Raw genomic sequence first — 10,629 nt, 5'->3', positions numbered from 1 at the left:
AAACCGCCCCCTTTAGCCAACGTCTGTGGACTTTAGTCCAGAACGACCCTTACCGGTGCAATTTAACTATAACGCATATTTCCCGATCATGCACGGATTAAAAATCGAGGATGAAGGTCCTATTCTTCGCATGAACAACATTGGTGGGAGGGGAAAAGAGGGTATTGACCCGGCCCCGGAAAACCTCACCATGGCGCGTCCTGGAGGGTTTTAGAGTAAGTCACAAAGGAGTCCGATAAATGAGAACGCCACGAATTTACCTGGAAACGACGATGTTCAACTTTCCTTTTGCTGATGATTCGCCCCAGTACCGGGATGATACCCGGCGCCTATTTGAGGAAATCAAGGTAGGGAGGTTTCAGCCCTTTACATCGGCCTATGCCACGGGGGAGTATTGAAGACACCCAGGACGATGACAAACGGGGAAAGATGAAGGCCCTCATTAATGAATACGGCATTGAGGTTTTTCCGGCAGCCGATGAAATACAGCGGCTTGCGGGGGTATATCTTTCGGAAAAAATGATCCCGGAGCGGTTTTTAACGGACGCTTCACCGGGTCTTTTTCGCCTTCGATCTCGTCAGTTGCATATGGGGAAGTATAAGGCGCATATTTTCCGGCTTTTATCTGGTCAAAAATCTGTCGGACCTGGGCTTTGTATTCCTGGTAATGTGGTTCTTCCCGGGACTGGTTATTTCTTTACGATTCGGCTATATCATCCATTAATTTCTTGACTATAGGCAAATCCGCCGCAGTCCAATCAACACGCAGTAAATCCATGTTTTTAAGCCATACAAAACTTTTGTGCTCTTTCAGTGTAAAAGTACCATCATTTACCCTGCATAAAAAGCTGTACAGGGCAATTTCAAAGTCCGGATAACTATGATGTACCGTCATGTAGAAATCCTGCTCCCGGATCTTAATATCCATGGCTATTTCTTCATTAAGTTCCCTCATCAACGCCTGGCAATGAGACTCCCCTGGCTCAACCTTCCCACCCGGAAACTCAAACTTGTAAGAAATGTAATCATATTTACCCGCATTCTTTTGCAAGCAAAGGATTTTCCCGCCAAATTCTATAATACCCGCAACAACTTCCAGATGTTTCATTTTGAATACAAAATAAGATCTATATCGCTCATAACAATGAGGAGTACGGGGATTTCTACAAGGTATTCATCGAATATATCAAGAAAATACATTTCAGTTTCACCCTCTATTGTTTTTATAGTCGCTCTATCAACAGTATTTATACACTTCTTGTTTATCGCATGAATTTCTTTTTACCTTGTACCCTTCACTGGCGTTTGTTTCCGCTGTAATCCGGGATAAGTTTTAACATCCGTAGTCTATGGGTTTCCTGGGGTGTATCCTCTAATTTCCTATAGGCATACGGGGAAGTTAAACATGGTCGTCTCAAGATATATTTTGGATATCTGCATAATCCATCCTAATTTAAGTATAACCCATTTTTGAGAATGGGATAAGTATTAAATAAACCCCCTACCTCGCTCCTAGTTTCCAGGAGTGAGGTAAAATCGGTTGACATAAGCAACACCAACTACTGTCGCCCTGGAAGTACTGAAAAATTATATGGCCGGAAGGAATCTCGGCCTGCGACCTCGGCGGCGGTTCCCGGGAAGAAAAACCTACAAAAGCTCTATGAATATGCCAAACTCCTCCAGATTGAAGGGGTAATACACCCATACCTGGAGGTTCTGGTTTGATTCATGACGAAAGTCTGCGCAAGGCGCCGCCCTCCGGTAGGTAGGCAGTATGGCCTCATCCTATTCACTGAAATGGTCCGTAAATGCCGAAGCGGATGTGTTGGATATAGTTGCCTACATTAAGAATCATAGTGGTCCTATGACGGCAGCCATGGATTATATATTACAGGATAGTTGGTAGTGAAATCTGGATTTTATCGGTTATTGATAGTCGGCGTGACCTTGAATGTAACTGCACATCAATAGCCACGTCCTCGCTTCTAACTTCATATATTTTTTCCGGTTTTCCATATACATTTACGGTCTGATGTGAGGTTGAAAATGTGTTTTCCTCTAAATAATGCGCATTCCCTAAAATTAGTTCCTCTATACTATTAGAATCAATTTCACTATATTCACCGGTTTTTTTTACCAAGCGCTCTATCTTTCTTACTCTTGTAAGAGCTTCAAAATTTTCTGTATTTTCATCTGGCATCAAAAGAAATAAATAATCCCTGGCTCTGCTTATGGACACATTGAGTATGTTTTTTCTGTTTAAAAATATATTGTCAGAAATGTTTGGTGGTGGATTAAAAACGGCAATGATTATATCACACTCGTCTCCCTGGAAGCCATGGATAGTATCAGATTTGACATCAATATGGGTGGGAAAATTATGCCAAGATGCAATCAATTTATCTATTAAGTCAGCTTGTGCGCGATAAGGAGAAATTATCCCAATTTTATAAATACTTGCATGTATTTTTTCTGTTTCTATATATTTAGATAAATGCTTAACAAACTCAAAAGTGAATAAGGCTGAATAGGACTGATAGCTTGAACCGCCGCGTAATTGTTTGGTCCGAAAAATACTTTCATAACCACTCACGGGAAATTTGATGATATTTAAGGGGCTGATATTCATTCCTTGAATTTTTAACGTAAAGCCGTTCCCATTACTGCGATTATGTTTTAAGATACCATCATACATAAAATTACTGAATACTTGTCCTATTGCGGGAACACTGCGATATTGAGTTGTCAGATTGATGATTTTAAAATCATGTGGTATCGTTGATGGGTTTACAAATTTTTTAAGATTTACCATTGTATAAATATTTTCATCTTTCCAGTCCTCTACTGATACAATTGGTCCGATTTGGAATGGGTCGCCGGCGATAATAAATTTTTTCGGCCTTGCTTTGAAAATTGGGTAAATGATATTCGCAAGATGTATCATTGATGCTTCATCAAAAACAATGTAATCCCAATTTAATTCAAATAACTTCTTCATGCTATCACCCTCGTTAAACCCATCATAGGTAAAACGGGCAATCGTAGTAACAACAATTGCCTGGTCCAAATTTCCAAGGTTAAAAGTATGATCTTGTAATATTTTTTCCCTAACAATACTTTCATCGTTGGTGGTTCCGAAACGGACGAGCCAACTTTTATAAGGCTTACCTATTCCCATACTTGCCATGATTCGTGTGGTCAGCACATCAGCTGCCTTGTTGGTCGGAGTAAGTACCAGTATTTTTATTTTTTTTAAATCCATAAAAGGTATTAAAATATTATTTGCAAGATAAGTAGTTTTGCCGGTTCCGGGAGGGCCAAATATAAATTCTATGTTTTCCGGAAGATTATCTTTCAAGTTGTATTTATCATCTAAGGGTAATGCGCCAAAACATTGCTTCAGAGTCCTCATTAGGAAGGTAGGGCTTTGAACGTCTATCCTTGCCTGGAGTATATCATCAAGATCAATGTTTTTTATTTCTTCAGGAGATTTCAATCTGGCTTTCAAGGTATATCCATTTACACTGACAGATTCTATTTTAATATCACGTTTTCCGTTTTTGGTATCAATATCAAGGCGTATATCTGATAATTCCTCTATTTTAGCCGGGATATAATGATTTGGATGTTTCAAAACAATAGTTTTTTCAGTTTCCGGTTCTTTTTCAACTTTGCCAAAGCTGATTGAAATACGCTTGCTGCCGGATTCGTCATCCCCATTTTCCATGCCTTCAAGTTCCAGCAGAGCCTTAAACCAAATAAAGCTATATTTTTCAGAGGATGCAATTATATCAACATATTCCTGTGCACGGTTAAGACTGGTGATCTCACGGGAGCTGCGATCTTCCAAACGTTCTATTTTCTTTTTATAATTAACAGGATGTGGCGTATTTTCATCTTCATCTTCGGTTTCATCTTCATGTTCATTATCAGAAGAAAATGTCCCATCAGATTTATTTCCGCAATCTATAGTATTATTTTGTTTTTCGATTCGTTTTATTATGTTATCAACAATTTTTGAACCCGTTGATGCGGGGGCTTGGCTTAAAATGTTATTTTCCATCCTGTCTGCCACTGATTTAACCGAATCAACATCCAGGGTCTCGGGTGAAACTTGCCTCCGATTTTTAATTAGTTCCAACGCCTGCTTAAGTTCGTCCGTAGATGCCCCGGTTTCTTTTACAAGTTTCCCAAGATTAATCAAATAAATTTGTTCTTCATTCAAGTTTGCAATGGATTCTGATTCATCTTCAATCCCTAAAAATTTAATAAGCGCCAATGCTTCAGGACTGGAAGTATCATAATCAGGAGAAAGTGTTTGAACGGCAGTTTCGCTTACAGAAATAAGTTCATCGTTATTGTTCAGTATCCAGGGGGACGATTGCAAAAGCTGCATTGCGGAGGAATCAAAATATTCAGTGGTATTATGCCAGGCATAAGGAATATGATATTTTTGAATGCCTCTCAAATTTCCCCTAAATACTCCATTCAACAAATATTTCCAAATTATTTTGGAAAATTCTTTGTTCATGTTTTTTAACACATATTCAATACCATCAATATACTTATCGGTAAATTCATTCTGATAATTCCCTTTATTTTCCAAGCCAGGCATATTATTATCTTTAAGTTCATTGATTATAGGCAATCTTTGTATTCCCAAATTGGAAATAAAATCCTCAAATTGCGTCCAGTCATTTTCATTTAACACGGCATGGTATCTGTCTAAACATAAAAATTTTGTTTCGTTGTTTGATGAAAACCATTTTTGCAGATCCTCTGAAGGATAATAAATATTCGAAGCCGCTCCTGTAGAAATTGAACTATCATTAGCCGATTTCCATTCTAAAAATGGTATATTTTTTACTAAATCAATAAATTCCGTAATTTTGTTAGACGGAAGTCCGTTAAAAAATTGAAAAAACTTTTTAAAATAGTAGGTCGAATCAATTTCATTGTTTGAGTTATATGCTGGTATCAGTTTATTATATATTTCACTGTCCAGGCTTGGTTTTCTTATTTCAAGCTTTTTCTCAATAAATTCACGGGTAGTTTCGTTTGAGAGCAATTCTTTTTTAACAGTTATATATCCTGAAATGTTATCATCGGGAAGAAATAAAATTAATTTATCATTTTTATCATACGCAGAAACAGCATTTCCTTCCTGGTCGAGAAATATTGGACTTTTGCGTACAATTTTAGCGCGATCAGTGGAGCCGTTTAAATATTCATAAAATTTATGCAGCCATCTTTCTGTCTGATTTTCTATAAAAACAGGGTCAATTTTTCGCAATAAACCGGGCATGTCAAATGATTCAGTAACACATTGTTCCAGATACTTTCCTTTTTTATCAGAACCGTCAAATTGATTTCGTGCAATACTCCGGAAAACCCAATTGGCTTCCGGGGTTCCAATTAATTGCCTGAGCTGTTCATCGGGAAATATATCAATAATAGGTTTATCCTGAAACCAATAAGCGCTTTCTTTAGATACATAATTCTTATTATTTGCCGGAAGGAGAGTTTTGGTATTAAATACTTCCCTGATTTTTGAATAAAAGGGTTTAAATGATATAGTTCTCTTGTCTCCCACTTCCACAAAATCAGATTCATCATAAGGAATAATATTAATTATAGTATCGTCTATGAGCTTATTATCCCGTAAGAGCAAAAGACTGTCTGCAGCAAGTTCTGCGAGTTTTTGAACAAGTGATATATTCCATTTTTCACCCGCCTTTATTCCTTCCCGGCTGTCAATGAGAAGAAATGGAGCATGAATGATAAATTTTAGCTTTGTGTTTTCTTTGGTAGGAAAGAAACAAAATGCAGGCTGATTAACAGGAATAACCCTGTTATTTTCCATATAGAATCCAATGCAATATGGATGCTTGTTTTCGTTAATAGTCCGGGAAAAAAGCCAAAGTTTTTGTTCAACTGTAGTTTCATTGCTCGTTTGCAGGAGGGTAATAAAATGAGATGTTATGTTTCCGTATTCAACCGGATCTTCAACTATTTTTAAGTACTCGCCTTTTGAGTCAGGAGTTTGATATAAAACGTTGTTGATATTTGATAAAAACAATGTAGGCGAAACCAGGCCCTTCAATATTTCCGAGATATCGCTATAAGCAAGCTCGGCAGTCTTTTTCTCATGATTAAACGGGAACCAAAAAACCGTTTCGTCAACCTTTCTTCCGAAGAAATCATTTTCCAATAATTGTGGCACAATAAAACGCTCAATCTTAAACTGCACTTCCGGATCATAAACATGCGGAGTTTGAGTATATTGAAAAACAGCTTTAAAACCAACTCCAAATTTGCCTATAGTAGCCTCTGTTTTATTTGAATTTGCAATAGAAGTAATTGAATTGATATGGCCGAGATTCCCGCTTTCAGTGTCTTCTTCTTCATTAGTTGGATTTGTAATCGAAAAACGTATTGATCCGTTATGGATAAAAACTAACCCATCCCGCTTAAGAATAAAATTTGCTATTGTTGCCTGCACATCGTCTGCATTTTGGAGCAATTCGTAGATAAAATGAGCCTGATCGGAATATTTGTCAACAACGCTGCGCTGAACACCGCGCATTGATGGCTTCTCAAGAGTTTTTGCGTTTTCCTCCCTGTCTTTCGTTAATGCTGCAAACCACTGCATCTGTTGATCCGTCATGCTTTTACTCCAAATATTTCTTTATGATATTCTCAATTTCCTGGGCGTCTATACCACCGTTAAGTTGATCGCGCGAAGTGATGAGGACGCCGTTTTCACCGCTTTCATTTTCTAAAATACCGTGATCTGCATACCACTGCCTTTTTGTTTCCCAGCGCTGTGCGTATTCGGGATCTCCCAGCATACCAAGATGCTCCCAATAAAAAACCCGACCGCTTTCGGCATCATCTATGGTAAAATCAGGTAATTTTCGTTCATTCCCAAAGGCCAGCTCTTTTTCATACAAATAGGGAAGTCCATGGGAATGAAGCGCATTGGCGATGATGACTTCCGATTTGGAGCGCACCAGCTCTCCTCGTGCAGTTTTATGAATGAGTTTTTTATCATACCAGCGTTTTTCATGCTCAATAATTTCCGGACATTCCTTAAAAAGACAAGTTAAGCGGCTTGCAACATCCGAATATGACGGTAGTGAATAATTACGGAGCTTATAAGCGTTGTCGTTATAAAGTATGACAATACGTTCAGTCTGGCGTGTTAATGCGGTATAAAGAAGCTCTGTGGACAAAAGACGGCAGGGTTCACTTATAATCAGGATAACTTTCTTAAACTGGCTGCCTTGGGCCTTGTGAACTGTCAGTGCGTAAGCAAGTTCCAAGGCAGCTTCGCTTTCTTCGCCGAATTCGGATTCATTATATTTGTAGCAAAATCCTGACTGTGATGACAATTCTATCCACATCGACTTTAAAGACTCGTAAAACTTATGATGCCCCTCTTTTGTGTTCGGATATTTATCCCAATCGCGTCCATAGGGGCTGACGTCCAGGCCCACTTCTCCATTGGCGACATAATTCAATGCGTTTTCTTCGGGGTCAACTTCGCGTTCGGCGCTGTTTTTAATATTGATGACCTTGTCGCCATATACAATACTTTCAGCTCCAAAGGGCTGGTGAATTACAGGAAAACAACAATCTTTTCTTTCGTTATATTCTCCCTCTAAGGCCAATTTAATGGTATCAGCCCGGTACTTTTGATGAAGGACATGGTTGATATTTGTCACTCCATAGGGCATTCCCCGGACGGGGGCCAAAATCTGCCAATTTTCAGCTTTTCCGGCGCTCCCTGTATTAAACCAGCAATAGCCATCTGAAAATGTTCCACCAAGGCTGATATTAAAACCCTGAATATCATCGGTATCTTTTATTCCCGTTTCTTCCGCTATGGTTTGGAGGATCATCTGTTCCAGATCCTCATTTGTCTGCCATCTTTTGAAAGCAAGGTGTTTGCCACACTGATTGCCCTGAAGATCAGCGAAAAGTGATTCTTCAGCATCAGGAAAATCACGGACAAACCATTGGGCAAACTGGGCATCAATTCTGGGCGTTCCATCAATATCCGGGCGCTGCCGTCTTCCTACGGTCAGCTCGCCGTAGGAAAGCCCAACCTTGGGAAAGGCGGGTATATTTTGATTAAGGCGCCTGACCAGATCCACAAAGGGTTTGCCCGGGCCTATTGGCGGTAACTGGTTGGGATCGCCAACAAAAATAATCCGCCGGGCTTTCAATTTTAGCGCCTGGATAAGTGCGCCGAACATCTCTTCCGTCAGCATTGAACTTTCGTCAATAATGACCGTGTCAGGAACATCCTCTGCCAGCTTGTCAGACAGATGATATCGCATTGAACGAAAATCAAAACGGTCATTGCGTCCAAGGAACTGCGCTACCGTCAGCGCCTTGGAATCTACCCCTCTATCCTTCATGGCCTGCATCATGCGTACCCGGGCTTTGCCCGTGGGGGCCAGAAGGAGAAGGCCGCCGTTTTTAACAGCCGGTGAGCTGCACAATATTGAAAGCAAAGTTGTCTTACCTGTTCCCGCACCGCCGATAAGCACAGAAATGCTGGCGGCGGCAAGTTCTTTGAGGATAGCGATTTTCTCATCATGGGCGTGTTTTTCAAGTTCTTCGTTATTCGGATTCGGGAATGCCTCGTTTATTAATTTTTCCCAGTCTTCATCGACAACATGGCGCTTTGCGTTTAAACGCTTTTCAACAGACTGTTGGATTAATTCATCAATTTTCCGCAAACGATTCAGCTGAAAAGCCGGTTCCTTTGTTCCGGCCTTTATACATTCAAATTTACAGAACTCCCTGGCAAAAAAGCCTTCAATTTCGGTATTTAATAATATGTCCCCCGTTACCGGGCATGGCGGATATATTGTCAAGTTGTTTATTGCTTCCCCAAGCAGGGATTGGGGATAAAAAGTGTGTCCCCTTTCTGTACATTCTTCCAACAGGCTTACAGCCCAAGCCCGAATGCGGCGTTTGTCCGTTCCGGAATCCAATCCGGCAGGCTTGGGTAAGGGGAAACGGTCCGCAATGAAGGGAACCGGAAAAACTGCCAAATCCACTTTCTTCACCGGTATGTACAATTTATCTTCGAGAAGCCGTGTCATTTCGTATAAAACATAGGGATTATTGATGACATCTTCGTCAGAACAGCGGATGTTCTTTTTTCGCCGGTATTCGGGGCGAAAAAGTGTTTCTGCTATGGAAGCCATAACCAGGTTTTCATATTTGACGCTGCCGGAAATATAAATATTCTTGTCCGCAGAGAGGGAAAAACGTGCCAATAGACGAAATAACATCTTCCGTTGATCCGGCAAGCCTCTCCATGCAGTTTTCATGGTGTCATCCCTGGGTGGCAGTTTTTTGATTACATCGTCAACCCCAGCCCATAGATCAGATTCACCATAACCGGACGGGAGATCATCCTTTACATCATCGGCTATACGCAAACCATCAGAAAAACCGAAAGCACAGAGCATGGCGCCAAGACCGGGAAACGCACCGCGCTGTTCCAATACTTCGGTAATACGGTCCTTTGTCCATAAAATACAGGCATCCCAATTACCTGACCTGGGGATTATGGACTTAATAACTTCCAGCACTTTAAGACTCTGATTCAGCACGTCTATGACAGCATCATATGACAGATGTTCCGTAGCGTAGGAAAATTCTTCACGAAAATCGTCAGATGCAAAAACAGTCGCTGTGGAAATATCGAAATCGGGGTTTTCCTTCGCATACTCCATCAGTTCATAATAGGGGAATACAAAGCCATTTTGCCGATCATTTCTGATAGAATGATGAATCATGGTTTCCCAAAGCCGTGAAGTTCCGGACCATCCCAAGCTCGCGGGAATTGGTGAATGGTTATGCTCAATCTCCCGTGTAATATCCGTTACAAAGCCCAGCCCTATCACTATCCGTCTTTGATCATCGATAAACGGAACCTGTTTGGCGTAAGCAACGCAAAGGGATTTACTTGGCTGGATATTTTTGTAAAAAAAATCGAAAATTGTTTTGTGATTTTCACCCTCCTGCACCCAGGGAGTAGTCCAGCCTAAATCAGGCTCCCTGTCAGGCCGGTAATCAATACCGTATATTCCCGCAAGATCCCTTGCCGGGCCTCTGACCCCCGGTTTGAAGGTCCACCGGAATGGCCGGGCGGGCAATGAAAACTCAGGGTAAATTACGTTGGTCGGCGAAAAATGCCCATGGGTTATGGAATTGCTGTTTTTATAGGGATGAATAGTTGTTCTTTGGAGCGCCAGGGGAGACATAAATACCCCGCCCTCCCCAAGGCATACAATCTGGTTTTCATGACCACAAATCGGCTGGCCTGCGTGCTGGGCTTCAAATTCTTCATCGCGGTTTTCAACGATGCCCTTCAGCCGCAGGCAGGCATTGTTCTGGCATGGTTTATCGCAAATACGACCATCATAGCCGTTATCCTTCCAGGGAACACGGATCGAAAGATGTTGAACTGGCATATTCAAACCTCATTTTGGGAATAACCACTTTTATTCAAGTTAGCACTGAGAAAGTATAACATTTTATACTAAAATTCATCTAGCTTCTTCCTGAGGCCATCATACGTAATGATATTATCAAGAAACCCAT

Annotated in this window: 4 protein-coding genes; 1 reads left to right on the top strand and 3 read right to left on the bottom strand. The window is 40.7% G+C overall.

Annotation, left to right across the window (positions count from 1 at the left end; all coding sequences use genetic code 11):
* The first annotated feature begins 239 nt into the window (after positions 1 to 239).
* Complete coding sequence (locus LQZ19_RS06695) at positions 240 to 398, top strand: hypothetical protein (protein WP_411046889.1); 159 nt, start codon at positions 240 to 242, stop codon at positions 396 to 398.
* 299 nt (positions 399 to 697) lie between these two features.
* On the opposite strand, the gene LQZ19_RS06690 is transcribed toward LQZ19_RS06695, so the two are convergent.
* The 3 genes from LQZ19_RS06690 to LQZ19_RS06680 all read right to left on the bottom strand — a co-directional run bounded on the left by LQZ19_RS06690 (position 698) and on the right by LQZ19_RS06680 (position 10,499).
* Complete coding sequence (locus tag LQZ19_RS06690) at positions 698 to 1,108, bottom strand: (deoxy)nucleoside triphosphate pyrophosphohydrolase (protein WP_411046888.1); 411 nt, start codon at positions 1,106 to 1,108, stop codon at positions 698 to 700.
* A 780-nt stretch (positions 1,109 to 1,888) separates the two neighbouring features.
* Positions 1,889 to 6,667: a DEAD/DEAH box helicase gene (locus tag LQZ19_RS06685; RefSeq protein ID WP_411046887.1), complete on the bottom strand. Its 4,779-nt coding sequence runs from the start codon at positions 6,665 to 6,667 to the stop codon at positions 1,889 to 1,891.
* A 4-nt stretch (positions 6,668 to 6,671) separates the two neighbouring features.
* A complete protein-coding gene (locus LQZ19_RS06680; RefSeq protein ID WP_411046886.1) occupies positions 6,672 to 10,499 on the bottom strand; it encodes an ATP-dependent DNA helicase in 3,828 nt (1,275 codons plus the stop codon).
* Positions 10,500 to 10,629: the final 130 nt, after the last annotated feature.

This window comes from Treponema primitia (assembly GCF_046533075.1).
GTDB classification, from domain to species: Bacteria; Spirochaetota; Spirochaetia; order Treponematales; family Breznakiellaceae; genus Termitinema; species Termitinema primitia_B.
The sequence above is the reverse complement of the archived record's forward strand: the minus strand, read 5'-3'. Positions and strand labels throughout refer to the sequence as shown.